Genomic DNA, 21,034 nt, shown 5'->3' with positions numbered 1-21,034 from the left:
TATATATGTTAATATACTAAATTTCTTCTATCTTGCCTTTAAGAATCCAACCTTCACGACCATCAGGGAGCCTAATTCCTGTCCAGCCTTTCATACCACGATCAGTAATATAGACTTTTGTTCCTTCATGAATAATAAATTCATCAGCACTTCCTGCTGACGGCGTCTTTTTCACATTAACAACAGGAGATGTAACAATAGCCCCGCAACGGTTTTCAAAAAAATATTTCTGCTGATAAGCAAATAATATGCTTAAAATAAAACAGCCGATAAAAGTAAGCGATCCAAAGAAACCAACTTTTCTGAGACTGACTTTTTCGCAGAATAAATATACCAATAATAACAGCAAAGCCATAATTATCGACACAACACTTATTTTAGCCCATCCGTCAACACTCTCAAAATTTACAACAGACTTATACCATGTAACGAAAAACATCTCGTCATCGTCAGCTGCCTTATCTATTGTCTTGTTTCGCACAAATTGCAGATTGAATCTTATATCCTTGTTACCAGGATCAAGCATTGAAGCACGCTCATAATTAAGCAATGCACGAGTAATATTATCAACCTTATAATAAGCATTACCCAAATTATAATAGAGTTCAGGACTTACTCCATGTTTCAACAACTCTTCATAATCTTTTATAGCTTGCTGATAATTAGCTTTCTTATACTCTGCATCAGCCATATCTTTTGTCACAGCACCAACAGTCATGCTGAAAGCAAGAAAAGCAACTACGCAAAATATGATATGTAAAATATGTCTTTTCATTTTCAATTCACATTAATGTTTTCTTTTAGACTTGCCTTTAAAGACATTTTCAATCTCCATGATTGCAGACATTGCCGATTCAAAAGTACGACTCATATTGCCGGCTACATCACCTGGAGCATACCTTTCAAATTCGCATTCATCAATAGCATTGATAAATTTATCTATCGTATTGTCATCAACATCACTACCTTTAAGATTATCGGAGATATTCTCACGTGACAACTTCTCTACTGACATATTTAGTTTATCACCTACATATCCCCACAATGCGCGCAACACCTCATCATAGAATTCATTAGCCTTAGATGCTTGCATCAGTTTTTTAGCTTTACGAAGTCGCTTTGTAGCAACCTTGTTAGCCCTCTTACCACGAGTCTTAACAACATCAGCCAAATCCATTGCACGCTTTCTAAATAGTATAAGCAATACAACGAAAACGATTAATGGCAAGAATAAAACTACGCAATATTCAGCAGAACCAAAAAAGAATTCATTAATATTATGAATCTTCGAATTTTCCTCCATTAATGGATGAATATCATTATCCTTTTCTGCATAGTCTGTAACACTGCCAGATTTGCCATCTCCCTTATCTACATTTATATCAAATGCCTGAGTTTTGATCGTCTTATAAGTGTTACTACCAGTATCATAATATGTGAATTGTGTTGCTGGAATAGTATAATGTCCTTGATTCTGAGGAACTGCAAGGAAGTCATAAACCATATTTCCTTCTAGTCCATTAGCTGTAAGTTTAGTCTTATCTGTAACCTTAGCATCATACTTTTCAAAGTCCTTAGGGAAATTTACAACAGGTTGCTTGATTAGTTTCAAATTGCCCATTCCACCAACAACAATACGAAGTTGAAGCGGTTCGCCTGCCTTTATACTCTTTTTGTTAAGCTGTGCTGATATATTAAACTTACCAACACCTCCAGAAAAACCAACAGGACGTTTAGGCAGAGGACTAACCATTATGCTAAGGCTAGGCGCTTTGATGTCTCGTTTAACTTCAACATATCCAGATCCACCATTAAAGAAAGCCTCAAATGGGTCAACGTTTCTATTCTGCTGAACTACAATTCCTTTGAATGTTATACTTGGAATTGTCAGTTTGCCTGTCATCTGTGGATACATCACATATTGACTCCATGTGACACATCTGTAAGCTCTTCCGTTTATACGTTCAACATGAAAACTCTTCTGTTGAGGCAACTGTACTTCCTGAGTATGGAAACCTGTCAAATCAGGCATTTTACCTTCCAACTGTGTCAGTTCAACTAATGTATACACCTTATATGTAAGCAATACAGGCTCCTGTTCATGCACATTACGCTTATTAGCACTCACACGGATAAACAAGTCATTACCTGAAATACGAGAACCTGCAGCTTTCATAGCTGCACCACCATCGTCATCATAATTGTTAGCACCCTGCGAACCTCTTCCGGCAGCAGCATTGCCAACAATCGTTATAGTTACAGGACGTGAAGATATTCTTCTACCATTCACAACAACATGAGCACCTGGAATTTTATACGTACCATGTTTTACTGCGTATAATGTATATGTAAACGTAATCGAAGAAGAAGAACTAGTATGTCCATTTACCATCTGATAACTAGACTGTTGAGATGTATAAGGCCCAGCAATAACTTCTATCCCTGAAGGAATATTGCCAGCACGGAAATCTTCTACGTCTTGAGTATTTACGGTATAAGAAAGTCTAAAATTATCACCTGCAGGCACTTTAGAAGGTGCTTGTACAGAAATGCTTTGTGCATAAGAACATCCTATATCACAAAGAGTTATAGCCAATATCAATACAATATAACGAATATATCTATACATATAAGTCAATATAAAATAATCATTTTACCAATTTTTCTGCAACTTTTTACTTCCAGCTTGCTGCATAGCCTTGCTGATACGTTGCTGAGTAGCCTTTTCTTCCTGCAGTGCAGCATTAAGTAACTGCTCTGCATTCTCTTTACTCATTCTGTCTTCAGGCTGCTGTTGCTTCTTGTCCTGCTTATTTTTGTCCTTGTTATTGTTATTTTGTTTATTTTTATCCTTATCTTTCTTATTTTTATCTTTATTTTTCTTGTCCTTCTGTTTATTATTCTGCTTGTTCTTATCCTTTGGTTGATTTTTCAACAGTCTTTTGCATAACGCAAGATTATACCTCGTCTGATTATCATTAGGATTGTTTCTCAAAGCCTCTTTATAGGCATTAATTGCGTCACCATACATCTGATGTTTCTGACAAATTACACCGATATTATGATAGCTCATAGCCTTCCTTATCTTACTAGTTTCAATTCGTCCTGATTTCTGAAACAAAGATGTTGCGGCAGAGTCCTTCTGCTGCATTAGCAAAGCATTACCGAGATTATATATAGCTTGAGAATTATTCGGATTCTTTGAGATTGCCTTTCTATATTCCACTTCAGCCTTTGCATAATTTTGCTGATGAAATAGTTTATTGCCATTTCTGATATATTGCCTATCTGATTGAGCAAATGCACCTGCACAAACAAAGATAGACAAAAGAATGAATATGTATTTAATACCTCTCATCATTTTTTCTTTTTAAACAATCTGACATTCTTAACCAATGGATTCTTAGATTCCAATACACAAATTTCAGCAATAAGCAAAAATATAAGTATCAGTCCAAATGCCTGGAACTGTTCATTGTACTCACTAAAAATCACACTGTTGGTCTCACCACTCTGCAATTTTGTCAATTCGTCATTAAGTTTTTCTTGAGCTTCATTAGTGTTGTCTACATGAATATATGTGCCGCTACCCGCTTCAGCAATCTGTTGACACATCTGCTCATTCAAAGCCGACATAACGGTCTGTCCGGTATTGTCTTTAAGATATCCACCATTCCCGTCAGGAATAGGTGCCCCTTTTGGATCACCAACTCCTAGTATGAATACGTTAATACCTTTTTTGCGAGCATCTTTAGCAGCTTCCAGAGCACCACCTTCATGATCTTCGCCATCAGTTATTACAATAATAGCTTTGCCAACCTTATCCTGCTGAGTGAAACTGCTTTCAGACAAAGTAATAGCTCTTGCGATATCAGTACCTTGAGTAGCAATGAGCGACGGTTCAATATTCTGCAAAAACATTTTTGCCGAAACATAATCACTTGTAATAGGCAACTGAACGAATGCATCACCCGCAAAGACAACAAGTCCCACTTTATCATTATTAAAATGGTCGACCATATTCTCAACTAGCAATTTACTCTTTGCCAATCGTGATGGCATTACATCTTCTGCCATCATAGAATTACTTATATCAAGAGCAATGATAGCCTCTATTCCATTTCGTTTCTCATGAGACACCTTTGTGCCCATTTGCGGACGAGCTATCATACAAATAAGAATCGCTATTGCCGACATCAGTAGCCAAAACTTCACTGTTGGACGATATTTAGAAACATCCGGCATGAGTTGTTTTAGCAATTCAGGGTCACCAAACTTACGTAGTTTGCTGCGACGCTGTCGCCAAACTACAAATCTCACTATTGCCATTACAGGCAAAATGAGCAGCAACCACAGATATATTGAATCTTGAAATCTTAACATAGTTATATATATTTACGGGATACGACGTAATACCGTTGTACGCAATATCAATTCAAAAAGCAAGACTAGCAAAGCAGCTATTGCAAAAGGTTGATAAGCCTCATAACGCTTTGAGTATGTCTTAACATCCATCTTGGTCTTTTCCAATTTGTCTATATCCTTATATATTTGCTTTAATTCCCTATTATTTGTTGCTCTATAAAAATTTCCTTCGGTTACAGCAGCAATATCACTCAACGTCTTTGTGTCTATTTCTACAGGAATATTCACATATTGAACACCACCTGCTACAGGCATTGGATAAGGAGCTACCTTATTTGTACCCAAACCAATAGTGTAAACTCTTATACCAAGGCTACGCGCAATCTGTGCACTTGTCATAGGAGATATATCACCCATATTATTACTACCGTCGGTAAGCAAAATTACAACTTTACTTTTTGACTTTGAATTTTTAAGTCTGCTTACAGCATTCGCCAATCCCATGCCAATAGCTGTACCGTCAGAAATAAGTCCACGAGATGCAATATCAGTCCTCACACTTTGCAACAAATTAATAAGTGACGCATGATCTGTTGTCATTGGACATTGAGTAAATGCTTCACCAGCAAATATAGTCAGACCGATATTGTCGTTTGGACGGTCAGCGATAAATTCAGACGCAACATTTTTGGCAGCCTCAAGACGGTTTGGTTTTAAGTCTTCGGCAAGCATTGATGTTGAAACATCCATTGCCATCATAATATCTATTCCGTCAACTTGCTTATTATCCCATGAATTATGTGTCTGTGGACGCGCCATAACAATGACAATAAGAGTAAAAGCAATGCAACGCAACACCATGGGCAGGTTTACAAGTCGCATGCGCCAACTTTTTGGTGCATAGCGATATGCAAAAGTATCACTCAACTGCATTGTCGGTTCACTTTTCTTTCGATATAGGAAATACCATAATATATACGGTATAAGCAATATCAATAATATGAAGTATTCTTTACTTGCAAATTCCATAATCTTATCCTAACAACTGATATACACTATATATAATATATACCAATAGTACAACAACAGCTACAGTAATAACAGAAATAAGCGACTTTATAGTCGTTCTACTCTTTCTAGATTTCTCTTCGTCATCACTTAGTTGTGGTATAATTTTTTCTTCTGTTTCTTCAGCAGCCGTCTTCGTGCCATCAATAAAATTAATAGCATTCACAAGATTAAGATCATTCTCATTAATCAACGCGCTATGCTTTGCGAATTTTACCAAGTCGGCAGTTTCAAATAACTCATGAAGTTCATCAATACTTTTTTGGTCACCACTTTCACGAAGTCTGTAAATGATTTCGTTACTCGTCATTTCCATTGCATTGAATCCAAATCTTTCCTGAATATACTGTCTAACAGTATCAGTAAGCTTTGTGTAGTATTCTTTTTGATTTTCAGACACCTGCATGTGTTCTGACTTGATCTTATCGATTTCGTTCAAAGCCTTCTTGTGGGCAGGTATATGTTTTACGATACGTATTCTTGTTATAACAGGCTTATTACTTTTCAGTCTACTATACAGATAATATACTATGCAGCAAAGAATTACCAATACTACGCTCAACCAAAAAGCCAAACTGAAATCCGCCCATTGGAAAGGATTACTCTGAACGTCTTTTGGTGGGAAAAATTGATTTGGATGCACTGTATCAACATCAACAGTCAGTACTTTCAGAGCCAATTGAGTTCCAACATAAGGCTTACCGTTTACACTCACCTTTACAGGAGGAATAGCATATAATCTTTCGTCAAAACTAGTGAGAGTATAAATCTTGCTCACCTTTGTCATTCCATCTACTTCTGATGTCTCGCCATTCACAGAATTGACAACTTCAACACCTGGAGTAATATACTGTGATGGTTTGAATTTCTGCCAATCAATTTTAGCACCATGCTGGGCTGTAACAGTTACAGTCATGTGAGCCTGCTGTCCGATAAGTATAGAAACAGAATCTATTTTCTGTTCCACCTGAACAGTTTGTGCATGCCCGCTGAAAGTCATTCCCAACAGACACATCAAACATATTATGGTTTTCAGATATCTCATTTACGCTCTTTTCTTAAATAATAGCATGAGAGCTTTAGCAAAGTCCTCATTTGTAGCAATAGAAGTCCAGTCTACGTTACTCATAGCAAAGAGCCTACGCAAATCTTCCTCACGCTCCAACCAATAGGCAGTATGAGCATGACGAAATTTAGCTGAACTCGTGTCTATAATCATTTCGTGTCCTGTTTCTGCATCTCGAACTTTCATTAGTCCGATATCAGGCAACATTTTGGCACGCTGGTCATATACCTGAATGGCTATCATATCATGCTTTGAATTAGCGATCTGCATTTCTTTGTAGAAATCATCACGTGTATAGAAGTCACTTAGTAGGAATGCGGTGCAGCGTCTCTTCATCATTCTAGTGAGATATGAAACAGCCATACCAACATCTGTGCGACGGCTTTGCGGTTTGAAATCCAACAATTCTCTGATAATATACAGGATGTGCTTTCTACCCTTTTTTGGCAAGATATATTTTTCGATCTTATCAGAAAAGAAAATCACACCGATTTTATCATTATTCTGAATGGCACTGAATGCCAGAGTTGCAGCAATCTCGGTTACCATGTCACGTTTTGTTTGGTGAATAGTACCGAAGTCAAGTGAACCGCTCACGTCAACAAGTAACATGACAGTAAGCTCTCTTTCTTCCTCAAACACCTTGACGTAAGGATGATGAAAACGGGCAGTTACATTCCAATCAATATCGCGTACATCATCGCCATACTGATACTCACGCACTTCGCTGAAAGCCATACCTCTACCTTTAAAGGCAGAATGATACTGACCAGCAAAGATGTTTTGACTCAGTCCGCGAGTTTTTATCTCTACCTTCCTTACTTTCTTTATGATTTCAGATGTTTCCATTAACTTAATCCTTTGTTCTTGTTTTCTTTAGATTGCAAAGTACGAATTATGGAACTTCAACCTTGTTTACAATCTTTGATACGATTTCCTCTGAAGAAACATTACTAGCCTCTGCTTCGTAAGAAAGACCAATGCGATGACGCATAACGTCATGAACAACAGCACGTACATCTTCAGGAACAACATAACCGCGGTGCTTTATAAAAGCATAAGCTCTACTTGCCTTAGCTAAGTTGATACTTGCACGTGGAGAACCTCCATAAGTAATCATTCCCTTCAATTCAGAAAGTCCATAACGCTCAGGATAACGACTTGCAAAAACGATATCAGCAATATATTGGGCTATTTTCTCATCAATATAAACTTTGTTGACAACATCACGAGCGGCCATTATTTCCTTTGCTGAAGTTACAGCTGTAACAGTAGGAAGACTTCCGTTGATATTCTCACGAATGATAAGTTTTTCCTCTTCTATTGTAGGGTAATCAATCACTACCTTTAGCATAAAACGGTCAATCTGAGCCTCAGGCAACTGATATGTGCCTTCTTGTTCAATTGGGTTTTGAGTTGCCATAACCAAGAAAGGTTTTGGCAAAGCAAATGTATGATCACCAATAGTGACCTGATGCTCTTGCATTGCTTCAAGAAGAGCACTCTGAACCTTAGCTGGAGCACGGTTAATCTCATCAGCAAGAATGAAATTAGCAAATACAGGACCTTTTTTTACATGGAAAGTTTCATCTTTCTGTGAATATATTTGTGTACCAATGACATCAGCAGGAAGGAGATCAGGAGTAAACTGAATTCTACTGAAATCGGCATCTATAAGCTGAGCAAGAGTCTTTATAGCAAGAGTCTTTGCCAAACCAGGAACACCTTCCAACAAAATATGTCCATCACTAAGAAGTGAGATAAGAAGTGAGTCAACAAGATGTTTCTGACCCACGATAACCTTATCCATACCAGCAACAAGATTAGTTATAAAACCGCTCTGCTGCTCAATCATAATATTTAGTTCACGAATATCAATCGTCTCAGCCATAATTATTTGTATTTAACCGATTATAAATTAGTGACCACAAAATTACAATAAATCGCTTAGAGTAACTAACATCAGCAACTAAATAATATTAAAAAAGTTTCCAAAAACGTATATTTTAAGAAACTTTCAATCGCAAGCACCCAAATATCCGATAAAATGAACAACATTTAATGTTATAGCAGTTTATGATGGTAACTTCCTAAATTTCGTTACAACGTTAATAAATTTACATAACAATGTTAATATCGCTTACATATTAACATCAAGAAAAATTGATAAAATTCAAAAAAATAAGGATGACTTCAACAGAAATCATCCTTATTATAGATTTTAATCTAAGAAGATTAAGCCTCAGCTGGAGCTTCAGTAGCCTCCTCTGCAGGAGCCTCTGTTGTCTCTTCTGTTGCAGTAGCCTCTGCCTCAGCAGTAGCATTTGCAGCTTTCTTGTCAGCCACCTTCTTAGCGATAGCTTCATTAACCTTCTTCTCTGCCTCAAGAGCTGCTGCGAGAGCATCCTGTTTAGCCTTTGCATCCTTTTCACTGATAGCTTCAAAGCCCTTCAACTTGTTTTCTTTCCAAGCGTCAAACTTCTTCTGAGCAGCAGCCTCGTCAAATGCACCCTTCTTAACACCACCACGAAGATGCTTCATCATGTAAACGCCTTCGCTTTTAAGAATGTTACGAACTGTGTCTGTTGGCTGTGCGCCACTCTCTACCCAGTAAAGGGCGCGTTCGAAATTCAAATCTACAGTAGCTGGATTGGTGTTTGGATTGAATGTACCAATCTTCTCAGTAAATTTACCATCACGTGGTGCTCTAACATCAGCGATTACGATACCATAAAAAGCATAGCCTTTACGACCGCCACGCTGCAATCTGATTTTTGTTGCCATTTTAATTTAATATTTAATTAGGTTTGAATTAATGCTGCCATCTCGTGACAGCGCCTGCAAAGGTAACAAGAATTGTTGGAATAGACTGAACTGAAAAACTGATAACGCTAAACTTTAATCATATTTAACAAAAAAAAAGTCCACGATATCGCATCGTGGACTTAAACAACACAAACACAAAATTTCTGTTCGACTTACCGATAACAGAATCTATAATTCATAAAATTACATTATTCCATCTTCACGAAGTTTCAACTGCCATTTCCATGCACTGGCCATAACTTCTTCGAGTGAGGCTTCTGCTTTCCAACCTAAAACATTGTTGGCTTTACTGCAATCACCCCATATCTTTTCAATATCTCCCTCACGACGTGGTCCAAACTTCCAATTAACCTTTACACCGGTTGCTTTCTCGAATGTATCAACAAGTTCCTTTGTTGAATTTCCACGACCTGTACCTATATTGAAATATTCAATTTTATCTGTTTCTTTATCAAGAACGCGGCTCATTGCTGCTACGTGTGCCTTTGCTAAATCTACTACGTAAATATAATCACGGATGCATGTTCCGTCTTCTGTATCATAGTCATTACCAAAGATTGTAAGTTCCTTACGAATTCCGATAGCGGTCTGTGTTACATAAGGAATAAGGTTAGCAGGAACACCGTTTGGCAATTCACCGATTAAAGCACTAGGATGAGCTCCAATTGGATTGAAATATCTCAGTACAATACTCTTTATATTTGCTCCACTATGTATGTAGTCATAAATTATCTGCTCGTTGATTTCCTTTGTGTTACCATAAGGAGATGTAGCCTTCTGATGAGGTGCGTCTTCGGTTACAGGAAGGTTCTCTGGTTTTGGCTGACCATATACAGTACAACTTGAAGAGAAAATAATTCCCTTTACATTATACTCTGGCATAAGTTCCAAAAGATTAACGAGTGAAACTATGTTGTTACGATAATAAACAAGAGGTATCTTTACACTCTCGCCCACTGCCTTTGAAGCTGCAAAATGAATAATACCCTCAATATCAGGATATTTTTTGAATACGTTTTCTGCTGCTGCTTTATCGCGAAGATCTACATTTTCAAATGCTGGACGCACACCAGTAATTTTTTCGATACCGTCAAGAACCTCTACCTTTGAATTACTCAGATTGTCGACAATAACTACTTTATAGCCTGCTTCAATCAATTCCACAGTGGTGTGAGAGCCAATGAAGCCTGTACCACCTGTAACAAGTATTGTTTGTTTCATAAGATTTTAAAATGTTTAAACCGCACAAAGGTACACAATTTATTTAAAATTATATACCTTTGAAATATTTTTTTGTTTTATTGACTTTATGCCAATCCAAACAATGTACGAAGTCCACTTTCCAATCCGCTGAATCCCATAAAAGAAAGGGCCAATAACGAAGCTGTTATTAAGACAATACTCATTCCCTGCATACCTTTTGGTATTTTCACCAGTTCCTGTTGTTCACGTATTCCTGCAAACAAGACCAAAGCTAATGCGAATCCCAAAGCTGTTGAGAAAGCATAGACTATACTCTCAACTAGATTATAATCCTTTTGAATTACAAGAATTGCAACACCAAGTACGCAGCAGTTTGTTGTGATAAGCGGTAAGAAAATTCCCAAAGCCTGATACAAAGCTGGAGATACCTTTTTCAAAATTATTTCCACCATCTGCACAAGTGCGGCTATGATAAGAATAAATGACAAAGTCTGCAAATAAGCTAGTCCTAATACATCAAGAACATATTTCTGGACTAGCCATGTTATTATTGTAGCAAGAGTAAGCACGAAAGCCAATGCACCGCCCATGCCAATTGCTGTATCTATCTTTTTTGAGACTCCCAGAAAAGGGCATATTCCCAAGAATTGGGACAGCACGATATTATTAACGAATATCGCTGATATAAAGATCAATAAGTATTCCATATATTTTATTATTATATGTGTTTATTATTCATTTACTCACTCTTCAATTTATTGAAAATAGCAACAAGATAACCTAATGTAAGGAATGCTCCTGGAGGAAGCACAAACAAGAGTATGTTTGTCGTCTCAGGCATCACCACTACTCCGAAAAGACTTCCTGCTCCAAGGAATTCCCTTACGCAACCAAGCAATGTAAGACCAAAAGTGAATCCCAAGCCGATACCTAAACCATCAAAAACACTTGCTATTGGACTATTTTTGCAGGCAAAACTTTCTGCTCGCCCAAGGATGATACAGTTTACTACGATAAGTGGTATATAGATACCTAAAGCCTTGTTTATAGAATCTGGTGCATAGGCGCTCATAAACATCTGAAGAATAGTTACGAAAGCTGCTATAACGACAATAAACACAGGAATTCTAACCATATCTGGAGTGACCTTCTTTATACAAGATATCACAAAGTTTGTACATACCAGCACAGCCATTGTTGCCAATCCCATGGAAAGTCCATTTATAGCACTGGTTGTTGTCGCCAATGTAGGACACATACCAAGGAACAATACAAATGTAGGATTTTCCTTGATCAGTCCATTCAGTAATATTTTAAAATTGCTCATTCTTTCTAATTTTTAAATACACATCATTTTTTCTTTGCATAAGCAGCATAAGCCTGATTAATGGCTTTTAAAAAAGCACGGCTAGTTATTGTTGAAGCAGTAATGGCGTCAACATCTCCTCCATCCTTGCTTACTACCAACGGTTTATCTTTAGGACTCATACCGATGACATTGCCCTTACCATCCTTCTGAAACCATACTCCAGCCTTTGCTCCCAGTCCAGGTGTCTCTGAACTCTTTAGGATTGTATAGCCAAGAATCTTTCCGTCATTATCAAAACCTACAAGAACTTGTAGGTCACCACCAAATCCGTTAGTTGTGCTTTCAATAGCTGAGCCTATATTCTTTCCAGCATTGTCTTTACATGGATGAATGATAAAAGTGGCAACCTTGCCATCTATTGTCTCGTTTAAAGTTTCAGGATCAGCAACTTGCACATTATTGTTCTGCATAACGGTTTTTATTCCTGCCGCAAGAGTTTTTTCTTGCTTTTGCTTTATCGGTCCTTCCGTGATGTGATTGACATAAGCAAGTAAACCTCCTATTATAATAGAGAAGCCAACAAGAACGCCAACCATATTTGGTAAAGATGATTTTAATTTTTCCATCTTCGTATGTTTTTACTTTAAATACATTTATTTATTTACTTCTTCATAACTTCACCAAAGCGCTTTGGCTTTGTTGATAAGTTGATTATCGGCGTGAAAGCGTTCATTATAAGTATAGCAAAACTCATTCCTTCGGGATAACTTCCCCAGTTACGTATTACTACGGTAAGAAATCCAATTGCTATACCATATATCAACTGTCCTTTATGAGTCATTGGTGATGTCACATAATCCGTAGCCATGAAGATTGCGCCTAGCATCAATCCTCCACTAAGAATTTCACTCAAAGGATTGGCATAAATAGGATTTACCAAATGAAGCAAACCGCTGAAGACCAATACCGTTGCAATTATTGATACAGGAATATGCCATGTTATGATCTTCTTCCACAACAGGAAAGCTAAACCAAGTAAAAGAGCCAACGCGCAAACCTCACCAATAGTGCCAAGTCCCAATGTTGGATTTGAACCTAAAAGCAGTTGTGTGGCAGATGGCAACTTATCCAATATGGACACATCACCACTCTTTATCGCTTGCTTCATTATTGCAAGCGGAGTGGCTCCAGTCTGGGCATCAAGATAACTAGTCAACTGTCCTGCCATTGGCCATGACGTCATCTGGGCAGGAAAGCTTACAAGCAATACGCAACGTCCTACTAGTGCTGGATTGAATGGATTGTTTCCAAGTCCTCCGAAAGTCATTTTTCCTACGCCTATTGCAACAAGCGCACCTATAATTATGATCCATACAGGAAGGTTACTAGGCAGATTCATGCCTAGAAGTAAACCAGTAACTATAGCCGAACCATCTGTTAATGTAGGTTCGCGTTTCAACATATATTTTGTAATTGCCCACTCAAAGAACATACAGAAAGCAACACTACTAAGCAATACAACAACTGAACCAAGTCCGAAATAAAAGAAAGAGACGAGTATTGCCGGAATAAGTGCAATGACAACTCCAAACATATTTTTCTCGACACTGTCTGTTCCATGGGCATGCGGTGAAAGAGATACAATTAATTTTCCCATTTTTGATAATTCTTTTTAAAATACTACTTCTTAACATTCCTAGCCTTAATCATTCCCATTACAACACCCTTACCTTGAAGGATATTATCAAGTATAGGGCGATGAGAAGGACAAGTAAACTGGCATGAGCCACATGACATACAAGATGTAACGTCCTCTTTTTCAAGACGCTCATACAACTTGTTTGCGGAAAGCGTAGCCAAAAGATATGGTTCCAATCCCATAGGACATACATCAACGCATTTTCCACAACGTATACATGGCTGAACAGACTTTCGGTGGGCTTCGTCACCACTAAGGATTGTTATTGAGTTTGTGCCTTTCGTAACAGGTACATCCAAAGACATAACTGATTTACCCATCATAGGACCACCTGCTAATACTTTATTATCGCCTTCGGGCATTCCACCACATGCATGTATAAGTTCAGCAAAGGTTGTTCCCATTCTTACAAGGTAGTTACCTGGATTCTTTAGTTTTTTTCCTGTTACAGTAGTATATCTTTCAAACAAAGGCTTATGCTTCATAACCATCTGATATACAGCATAGGCAGTACCCACATTCTGAACTATCGCTCCAACATTCACTGGAATTGCAGGAGGTGCTGGAACCTGACGATTTATGACGGCATCCACAAGCTGCTTTTCACCACCTTGTGGATATTTCTGTGCAAGTGCCACTATTTCTATACGTGAATCATCAGCCGTGAGCTGCGTTAACAACTTGATAGCCTCTGGTTTGTTTTCCTCAATACCTATATATCCACGCTCTACCTTAGCTGCTTTCATTAGCAGTTGCAAACCTACTATTACTTCCTCAGCATGCTCCATCATTAATCGATAGTCTGACGTAATATATGGTTCACACTCCACTCCGTTAATTATCACACATTCAGCCTTTGCTGTTGGCGGAGGACATAACTTAATAAAAGTTGGGAAACCAGCGCCACCCATACCGGTAATGCCAGATTTCTTTATTATATCTGAAATATTTTCTGGAGTAAGTTCTGGATGCTCAGCAAGACTTTCAAGTTTTTCACTTCTGTCAATGCTATCTTCCCATTCATCTCCTTCAACATTGATTATAATCACAGGCTTACGATATCCTGTAGCATCAATACGTGTATCAATCTTCGCAACAGTTCCTGAAACAGAACTGTATATCGGAGCACTAACGAAACCACCGGCTTCTGCTATCAACGTACCGACCTTTACGACATCGCCACGTTTAACAACTGGCTTTGCAGGAGCGCCAATATGTTGTCCCAATGGGAATATTGCAACTTTAGGCAATGCGGCATTCCTTGTCTTAACCTCAGCTGTTATCTTGTTTTCCTCAGGGTGTATACCACCTATCTTGAATGTATGTAATTTCATGCTTCAACCTCCGCTTTTTTCTCTATTGTAAAGTTTGTCTTTACGATAGCCCCAGTAGGGCATTCATCAACACACTTTGTACACACGCTACACTTGTTGAAATCAATATAACTGAGATTATTTTCTATTGTTATAGCGTCAAACTGGCAAACCTTTTCACATTTACCACAACCTATACAAGCAACGCTACAAGACTTTTTTGCGACAGCTCCCTTGTCTTTATTCACGCATTGCACGTAAACGCGATGATCTTTAGGTCCCTTTTTGCGAAGTTCTATTATGGTGCGAGGACATGCTTTTACGCATGCGCCACAACTTGTACACTTTTCTTCATCCACTTCTGGAAGACTTGTTTCTGGATTCATGCGAATTGCATCAAATTGACATACGCTTACGCAATCTCCACAACCAAGGCATCCATAACCACACTCTGTTTCACCGGCACTTGTTGAATTTACAGCTGCACATGTATGCAAACCATCATACTCAGCTATGCGAGGGCGATTATCACAAGTTCCATTACAACGTACAACAGCCACTAAAGGTTCTGATGATGAAGCTGCCATACCCAATGTATCGGCGATCTTTTCCATCACTTCGTCTCCACCAACAGGGCAACGAAGTCCTTCTATGGAACCTTTGTCGGCACCTGCCACCAGAGCGCAAGCCATACCGGAACATCCAGCAAAGCCACAGCCACCGCAATTAGCACCGGGCAGCAACTCTGAGACCGTGCCAATACGCGGATCTTCATTAACGGCAAACTTCTTGGACACAAGATATAGCACCACAGAGGATATTAGTGCTATTGCCCCAAGAGCGATTACCGAAGTTAAAATAAAATTCATAATTTGTTTGTATTTGTTTTAGTTATTCATTTTTTCTATTTCAAAATACACCTGATTGCTTATCTTATTTCTCAATATATATACGCAAAAATAATATGGTATTAATGAAAACAAAGCTGACATAGCAGCCCAACCATCACTTTCAGTTATCGCCTTAACAATGAACAAAACGGCCATCATAATCACCAACGGCAACACATAAGCATATATAGTTGCCATCATCCCGACTCCATTTGTAGTTGAAACCTTGACACTTTCTCCAATGCTATATTCGTTGGCTTTATCTGTAATAATATCTATTATTTTATCTTTTGATTCTGATGCGTTACAGTGTCCGGCAACTTTGCACTCCGCACATGCTGATGATTGTGATATTGCGACATGGAGGCAATTCCCCTCTATAGCATCTATCACTCCTAAATGTTCGATTCTATTGCTCATGTTGTTTTTTATTATACTAGATTGTAATCTCCAGTTGGCAATTGCAAAGATAGTATGATTTTTCCAATATGCAAAAAATTCGACATTATTATTACCCAAAACGGGCTTTTAGTTAACAACTCTTAAACGTAAACGTTTGCATAAAATGATTATTGTTGAGTTAATATATACAATAGAACATCTTAATTTATTCATCATATACTCTTCTGTTATAATTCAGAATTATTTTCTATGGTTTCTTTTTATCTGTATTTACAAACGCTAGATTATCAGTATTAGGCACAAAATCATCTATTCCTTCTCCTTTAGAAAAGAAACATAATCATACTGAACCTCAAGTAGATTCTGTACAAATTATAGGATTTAATTTATATAATATCCACCCTTATGTATGTAGTCTGTCTCTTATGAAATTGTATCATCAGTATCTACAATTTTATACTCAGGATGTTGTTTTAACCATTTAAGCGCATACGGACAAGTTGCAGCAATCTTATTACCATCAGCAATGATTTTATTTACCGCCATTTGTACAAGTTCTGGAGCTACCCCTTGGCGCCGAAGAGAATTATCAACAAATGTATGGTCAATTGTTGTTACACCATCATTTGTTTTAAATGTGATTTCAGCAATGACCTTATCGTCACTGCCATCTACATATATACGATTATTTTCTGTAATATACTTCATAATGTTTACGTTTTAAATTCAATAATTGCAACTGTAAAAATATGAAATAAAAACGATATTTACATTATGATGATCATTAAATTATGTAAATTAACTTTTGATACTTCAATATTATTCCCTAACTTTACCGGCAAAATATTAAATGTAAAGAAATGAAGAAAGTAATGTTAGCTGTATTAGGAACTGTTTTGTCTCTAGCCAGTTGTAATACAAATAAAATTGTAACAGTTGATGCAAATAAGTTTGAAGGACTAGTAAAATCTTCTAAAGTGCAACTTGTTGATGCTCGTACTGCCGAAGAATATGCCAGTGGAAGAATACCTGGAGCAACAAACATTGATGTGAAAAAAGGTAACTTTAAACAATTAGCAGAAGAGAAACTAAGTAAAGATAAACCTGTTGCTATATATTGTCGTTCTGGTAAGCGTAGTTTGATTGGTGCTGGTATACTTCAAAAGGCTAAGTTTAAAGTAATAAACCTACGTGGAGGAATCATGGAATGGGAACAAGCAGGAAAAAGTATCTCTAAATAAATCCATTTGAAGTTATTGAATTAGGTTACTTGCTTTTACTGTTTTTTAGCTACGCAACTATGTCTTCATTCTCTTTGCCTTTAAACAAAGGTGATAAGAGAATACAAAAGATAGTTTAAGCTATGTTTAAACTACATCATGGAAATGCGTGTCTACGTAATAGTGGATATTTGAAAGCGAAACTAGAGATGATTTTATAACTAGAAGATACGCAAACACAAAATATATATTCTATTATCCATAATGTACGCACGCACATGCACTACAGATCTTTCGTCTTTTTAGTGTCTATGTGTCTACGCACTGACCATCAATCAATTAGAAACTTTTTGTGATAATGAATGGTTATGTGCAAGTGTCGTTAAAACCTGCGTTTCTACGATATAATGCAAATGATAGTATATTTTATAGCTGATTTATTATATATGACGTTACTTCGACACAATAAATGTATAGAAAGAATTATAACTTGCTGATAATCAGCAAAAAGTCACTTAGACGCTTATATTTTTTAAAAACCTATGTAGGGAATTGTTGATTTTAAAGTTATATAGATGCGTAATAAATAATAATATCCTAGTAATAAATAGTAAGTTTTGTATGTTTACAGGCCAACATTTTAAGCCATATAATTCGTGTTTTCAATTCTGAAATGCGTTTCTACGATGCAAAGTTTACGTTTCATCGATCAAAAGTTTACGTTTCTACGATACAAAGTTTGCATTATGTCGATCAAACGTTTGCGTTTCTACGATATAAAGTTTGCATTATGTCGATCAAACGTTTGCATTATGTCGTTATAAAACAACATGAATTTCAAGCTAATTTATACATCTCATCGTAATAACGCCGCAAATCAATATAGCTTGGCATAGCTATAATTTAAAGATAATTGCTGCTAAAGACTTTATTTTAAAGCTATTAGAACATAACCTAGCTAATATAAAATATAAATGCAGAGAGATATGCCTATAAAATTACATATATGTGATAAACAAAAAAGGAATACTGCTATAATGCAATATTCCTTTTTCATATTTATTTGAAGAAATCGTTATCTGTTGGAACTTCCTCCTACAATATCAAGCAACTCATTAGTAATTGCCTGCTGACGACTCTTATTATACTGCAAATTCAATCCACGCAATAAATCATTAGCATTATCTGTGGCTGTCTGCATTGCTACCATACGAGCAGCATGTTCACTGGCATTACTATCTAATAACGCTGTATATAGCTGAAGATTAAGTTGTTTTGGTATCAAAATACCCAAAACAGCATTAAGATCAGGCTCGACAATGAAATTATCATTAAGAGGTTTTGCCTCAGCCTTCTCTCTTTCTTCCTCTAGTTTACGCTTCTTTAGATATTCCTGCGCCTTAGCGGTAGTTGTGTTACCACTCAAATCACGATCGTTTTCATTACCGATAGACTCTGTAGACAAGTCGATAGGCAAATAAGTCTTACGCGTAAGAATCTGCGAACCTGCACTTTTGAAATGATGATAGATAATTTCAACCTTATCTATTTCATGAGCAATAAACTTATCACGCAGTTCCTTTGCGATAGCCGCACATCCTGCTGAATTTGGTTTATCTACAAGTTCAAGATAACTCCCAGCTTTAGTTAGCCCTTGCTTAACGACATATTCTTCAACCTTTCTACCGATCGGGTAAACAATGATGTCATCAATGCCACGAGCTTTATAATCATCTATAGCCAAGCCGAGCATCTTTATTATGTTATTGTTGAATCCACCACACAAAGAACTATTGCTGGTATAAACAACAAGCGCAACCTTTTTTACCTGACGCTCAGACTTTAGCTCATTCCACGCTTCAGGCACTGTCAACAAGAAAGACTTGAGGATATGCTCAAGTAAATTCTCATAAGGCAGCATACTCTGAATGGCAGTCTGGGCATGATGAAGTTTACTAGAAGCCACCATCTTCATAGCACTTGTAATTTTACGAGTGCTATTAACAGATTCGATACGTGTTTTTATCTCTTTTAATGACGGCATTGCTAACTATTAATCTTAATTGTTAAAACTATCAACCTTTATATTGTCCAACAACATTAGCCATTGTGTCCTCAATAACCTTTATGACCTCATCACTCAACTGTCCGTCAGCCAAGGTATCAAGTATATCGTTATGAGAAGAACGCATTGCATCCAAGAACTGATTCTGACATTCACGAACCTGCTCAACAGGAACATCATGCATCAAACCATGTACTCCACAATAAAGGATAGCAACCTGCTCACCTACTGACATTGGGCTATACTGTGGTTGGATAAGAAGTTGATTGTTCTTACGTCCACGATCCAAAGTCATTGCTGTAACGGCATCCATATCACTTGAGAATTTAGAGAAAGCCTCTAGTTCCCTATATTGAGCTTGGTCAATCTTAAGTGTACCGGCAACCTTCTTCATACTCTTAATCTGTGCAGAACCACCTACACGAGATACAGAGATACCAACATTAATAGCTGGACGGAAACCTTGGTTAAACAGATTTGTTTCCAAATATATCTGGCCATCAGTAATGGAAATAACATTTGTAGGAATGTATGCAGAAACGTCACCAGCCTGTGTCTCAATGATAGGCAAAGCCGTCAACGAACCACCGCCACGAACATGGCCCTTCATACAATCAGGAAGGTCGTTCATCTGCTCAGCAATTTCTTGCTGATTGTTGATACGTGCAGCACGTTCCAAAAGACGAGAGTGCAAATAGAACACATCACCTGGATAAGCCTCACGTCCAGAAGGACGTCTCAATATCAAAGATACCTCACGATATGCAACAGCCTGTTTACTAAGGTCATCATATACCACAAGAGCACTATATCCACGATCACGGAAATATTCACCGATAGCAGCACCAGCAAAAGGTGCATAATATTGCATAGCAGCAGGATCTGCAGCTGTGGCAGCTACAATAATAGTATATGGCATTGCACCATGCTCCTTAAGAGTAGCAACCAATGTAGCTACGGTAGAAGCCTTCTGACCTATCGCTACATATATACAATATACTGGTTTTCCAGCATCATAAAGACTTTTCTGATTGATAATCGCATCTACAGCAATTGCAGTTTTACCAGTCTGACGGTCACCAATGATAAGTTCGCGCTGACCACGACCAATAGGAATCATTGAATCGACAGCCTTCAAACCAGTCTGTAACGGTTCCTTAACAGGTTGACGAAAGATAACTCCTGGAGCTTTTCTATCAAGAGGCATTTCAAAGGCATCAGTCAAATCTATATCGCCTTTGCCATCTATAGCTTCACCAATAGGATTGATCACACGCCCAAGCATGTTGTCATTAACGAGAATTGAAGAAATACGCTTTGTGCGCTTAACAGTCATTCCCTCCTTAATGCCAGCGGTAGATCCAAGAAGCACGCATCCTACGTTGTCTTCCTCCAGATTCATCACAATTGCCTTTGTTCCGTTCTCAAACTCCAACAATTCATTGGCCTCAGCATTGCGAAGTCCATAGATGCGGGCAACACCATCACTCACCTGGAGCACAGTACCCACCTCATCAAACTTCTCACTGCCATTGACACCTTTGAGCTGTTCAAGAAGAACTTGAGACACTTCGCTTGGTTTTATTTTATCTGACATAATTTGTATTT

Annotated in this window: 21 protein-coding genes; 1 reads left to right on the top strand and 20 read right to left on the bottom strand. The window is 37.6% G+C overall.

Annotated elements, in window-relative coordinates:
* Nucleotides 1–16: 16 nt before the first annotated feature.
* From prwr041_RS11385 to prwr041_RS11300, 18 genes are all read right to left on the bottom strand, one after another.
* Nucleotides 17–775, bottom strand: a complete 759-nt coding sequence (locus prwr041_RS11385; RefSeq protein ID WP_207153886.1) for a tetratricopeptide repeat protein — start codon at nt 773–775, stop codon at nt 17–19.
* A 12-nt stretch (nt 776–787) separates the two neighbouring features.
* The gene (locus prwr041_RS11380) at nt 788–2,629 is read right to left on the bottom strand and encodes a BatD family protein (protein WP_207153885.1); all 1,842 of its coding nucleotides are present in this window, start codon (nt 2,627–2,629) and stop codon (nt 788–790) included.
* A gap of 24 nt (nt 2,630–2,653) precedes the next feature.
* Nucleotides 2,654–3,358, bottom strand: a complete 705-nt coding sequence (locus prwr041_RS11375; protein WP_207155676.1) for a tetratricopeptide repeat protein — start codon at nt 3,356–3,358, stop codon at nt 2,654–2,656.
* Entirely contained in the window at nt 3,358–4,383 is a 1,026-nt protein-coding gene (locus tag prwr041_RS11370) for a vWA domain-containing protein (protein ID WP_207153884.1), read from the bottom strand. The genes prwr041_RS11375 and prwr041_RS11370 overlap by 1 nt, the downstream gene beginning before the upstream one ends.
* A 12-nt stretch (nt 4,384–4,395) precedes the next feature.
* A complete protein-coding gene (locus prwr041_RS11365) occupies nt 4,396–5,394 on the bottom strand; it encodes a vWA domain-containing protein (RefSeq protein WP_207153883.1) in 999 nt (332 codons plus the stop codon).
* Between the two features lie 4 nt (nt 5,395–5,398).
* A complete protein-coding gene (locus prwr041_RS11360) occupies nt 5,399–6,478 on the bottom strand; it encodes a BatD family protein (protein ID WP_237072232.1) in 1,080 nt (359 codons plus the stop codon).
* Entirely contained in the window at nt 6,479–7,348 is an 870-nt protein-coding gene (locus tag prwr041_RS11355) for a DUF58 domain-containing protein (protein ID WP_018463252.1), read from the bottom strand.
* Nucleotides 7,349–7,394: 46 nt separating this feature from the next.
* On the bottom strand, nt 7,395–8,390 hold the full coding sequence (locus prwr041_RS11350; RefSeq protein WP_207153882.1) for an AAA family ATPase: 996 nt from the start codon (nt 8,388–8,390) through the stop codon (nt 7,395–7,397).
* A 344-nt stretch (nt 8,391–8,734) separates the two neighbouring features.
* Nucleotides 8,735–9,283, bottom strand: coding sequence for a 30S ribosomal protein S16 (locus prwr041_RS11345; protein WP_207153881.1), 549 nt, complete (start codon nt 9,281–9,283; stop codon nt 8,735–8,737).
* Nucleotides 9,284–9,508: 225 nt separating this feature from the next.
* Nucleotides 9,509–10,546 (bottom strand): UDP-glucose 4-epimerase GalE, encoded by a 1,038-nt coding sequence (gene galE, locus prwr041_RS11340; RefSeq protein WP_207153880.1) that lies wholly within the window; start codon nt 10,544–10,546, stop codon nt 9,509–9,511.
* 86 nt (nt 10,547–10,632) lie between these two features.
* Complete coding sequence (rsxA, locus tag prwr041_RS11335; protein ID WP_207153879.1) at nt 10,633–11,235, bottom strand: electron transport complex subunit RsxA; 603 nt, start codon at nt 11,233–11,235, stop codon at nt 10,633–10,635.
* Nucleotides 11,236–11,267: 32 nt separating this feature from the next.
* Complete coding sequence (rsxE, locus tag prwr041_RS11330; protein WP_207153878.1) at nt 11,268–11,855, bottom strand: electron transport complex subunit RsxE; 588 nt, start codon at nt 11,853–11,855, stop codon at nt 11,268–11,270.
* A gap of 23 nt (nt 11,856–11,878) precedes the next feature.
* Entirely contained in the window at nt 11,879–12,463 is a 585-nt protein-coding gene (locus prwr041_RS11325; protein ID WP_207153877.1) for an RnfABCDGE type electron transport complex subunit G, read from the bottom strand.
* Nucleotides 12,464–12,498: 35 nt separating this feature from the next.
* Nucleotides 12,499–13,494 carry an RnfABCDGE type electron transport complex subunit D gene (locus prwr041_RS11320; protein ID WP_207153876.1) on the bottom strand — a complete coding sequence of 332 codons (996 nt, stop codon included), beginning with the start codon at nt 13,492–13,494 and terminating at the stop codon, nt 12,499–12,501.
* A gap of 23 nt (nt 13,495–13,517) precedes the next feature.
* A complete protein-coding gene (gene rsxC / locus prwr041_RS11315) occupies nt 13,518–14,870 on the bottom strand; it encodes an electron transport complex subunit RsxC (protein WP_207153875.1) in 1,353 nt (450 codons plus the stop codon).
* Nucleotides 14,867–15,718, bottom strand: a complete 852-nt coding sequence (locus prwr041_RS11310; RefSeq protein ID WP_207153874.1) for a Fe-S cluster domain-containing protein — start codon at nt 15,716–15,718, stop codon at nt 14,867–14,869. The genes rsxC and prwr041_RS11310 overlap by 4 nt, the downstream gene beginning before the upstream one ends.
* An 18-nt stretch (nt 15,719–15,736) precedes the next feature.
* Nucleotides 15,737–16,159, bottom strand: coding sequence for a SoxR reducing system RseC family protein (locus prwr041_RS11305; RefSeq protein WP_207153873.1), 423 nt, complete (start codon nt 16,157–16,159; stop codon nt 15,737–15,739).
* A gap of 405 nt (nt 16,160–16,564) precedes the next feature.
* Complete coding sequence (locus tag prwr041_RS11300; RefSeq protein ID WP_207153872.1) at nt 16,565–16,849, bottom strand: GNAT family N-acetyltransferase; 285 nt, start codon at nt 16,847–16,849, stop codon at nt 16,565–16,567.
* Between the two features lie 152 nt (nt 16,850–17,001).
* Between prwr041_RS11300 and prwr041_RS11295 the strand changes: the two genes are divergently transcribed.
* Nucleotides 17,002–17,382 carry a rhodanese-like domain-containing protein gene (locus tag prwr041_RS11295; RefSeq protein ID WP_207153871.1) on the top strand — a complete coding sequence of 127 codons (381 nt, stop codon included), beginning with the start codon at nt 17,002–17,004 and terminating at the stop codon, nt 17,380–17,382.
* Between the two features lie 1,054 nt (nt 17,383–18,436).
* On the opposite strand, the gene prwr041_RS11290 is transcribed toward prwr041_RS11295, so the two are convergent.
* Entirely contained in the window at nt 18,437–19,405 is a 969-nt protein-coding gene (locus tag prwr041_RS11290; protein ID WP_207153870.1) for a F0F1 ATP synthase subunit gamma, read from the bottom strand.
* A gap of 31 nt (nt 19,406–19,436) precedes the next feature.
* On the bottom strand, nt 19,437–21,023 hold the full coding sequence (atpA, locus tag prwr041_RS11285) for a F0F1 ATP synthase subunit alpha (RefSeq protein ID WP_207153869.1): 1,587 nt from the start codon (nt 21,021–21,023) through the stop codon (nt 19,437–19,439).
* Between the last annotated feature and the right edge of the window lie 11 nt (nt 21,024–21,034).

It is taken from the genome of Prevotella herbatica (genome assembly GCF_017347605.1).
Lineage (GTDB): Bacteria > Bacteroidota > Bacteroidia > Bacteroidales > Bacteroidaceae > Prevotella > Prevotella herbatica.
Note: the sequence above shows the minus strand (reverse complement) of the source record. Positions and strands in the feature narration are given on the sequence as shown.